Annotated in this window: 1 rRNA gene; it reads right to left on the reverse strand. The window is 48.3% G+C overall.

What is annotated here, in order from left to right:
* Positions 1 to 1215, reverse strand: a 23S ribosomal RNA gene (locus HMPREF2750_RS00005); the annotation flags it as partial.
* Between the last annotated feature and the right edge of the window lie 105 nt (positions 1216 to 1320).

Raw genomic sequence — 1320 nt, forward strand, 5'->3', positions numbered from 1 at the left:
CACCTTCATCCGCTTACAGAACGCTCCCCTACCCAACAGACTTTCGTCTGATGCCGCAGCTTCGGTGCTATATTTGAGCCCCGTTACATCTTCCGCGCAGGCCGACTCGACTAGTGAGCTATTACGCTTTCTTTAAATGATGGCTGCTTCTAAGCCAACATCCTAGCTGTCTAAGCCTTCCCACTTCGTTTCCCACTTAATATAGACTTTGGGACCTTAGCTGGCGGTCTGGGTTGTTTCCCTCTCCACGACGGACGTTAGCACCCGCCGTGTGTCTCCTGAGTATCACTCTTCGGTATTCGTAGTTTGCATCGGGTTGGTAATCCGGGATGGACCCCTAGCCGAAACAGTGCTCTACCCCCGAAGGTGTCCGCTCAAGGCTCTACCTAAATAGATTTCGGGGAGAACCAGCTATCTCCCGGTTTGATTGGCCTTTCACCCCCAGCCACAAGTCATCCGCTAATTTTTCAACATTAGTCGGTTCGGTCCTCCAGTTAGTGTTACCCAACCTTCAACCTGCCCATGGCTAGATCACCGGGTTTCGGGTCTATACCTTGCAACTAAACGCCCAGTTAAGACTCGGTTTCCCTTCGGCTCCCCTATTCGGTTAACCTCGCTACAAAATATAAGTCGCTGACCCATTATACAAAAGGTACGCAGTCACCCCAAAAGGGCTCCCACTGCTTGTACGTACAAGGTTTCAGGTTCTATTTCACTCCCCTCACCGGGGTTCTTTTCGCCTTTCCTTCACAGTACTGGTTCACTATCGGTCAATCAGGAGTATTTAGCCTTGGAGGATGGTCCCCCCATCTTCAAACAGGATATCACGTGTCCCGCCCTACTTGTCGTTAGCTTAGTACCATGACCTGGACTTCGAGTACGGGGCTATCACCCTGTATCGCCAAGCTTCCCAGCTTGTTCCTCTGTCTCTGTCATTATCACTAACAGGCTCCTTCGCGTTCGCTCGCCGCTACTAACGAAATCTCGGTTGATTTCTTTTCCTCGGGGTACTTAGATGTTTCAGTTCTCCCGGTTTGCCTCACTTACCTATGTATTCAGTAAGTGATAGTAGATTCTTCATCTACTGGGTTTCCCCATTCGGACATCTTGGATTAAACGCCTCTTATCGACTCATCCAAGCTTTTCGCAGATTAGCACGTCCTTCATCGCCTCTGATTGCCAAGGCATCCACCTTGTACGCTTAGTCACTTAACTATACAACCTCAAAAATTCTTGATGTTGTGTTTTCAACTAAACACTTGATTGCTTTTGTTCAATCAAGATTTTCTTCTTACTCAGACTTTTTCTTATCCTTCAAAA

Source organism: Haemophilus sp. HMSC066D02, from assembly GCF_001810545.1.
Taxonomy (GTDB): Bacteria; Pseudomonadota; Gammaproteobacteria; order Enterobacterales; family Pasteurellaceae; genus Haemophilus_D.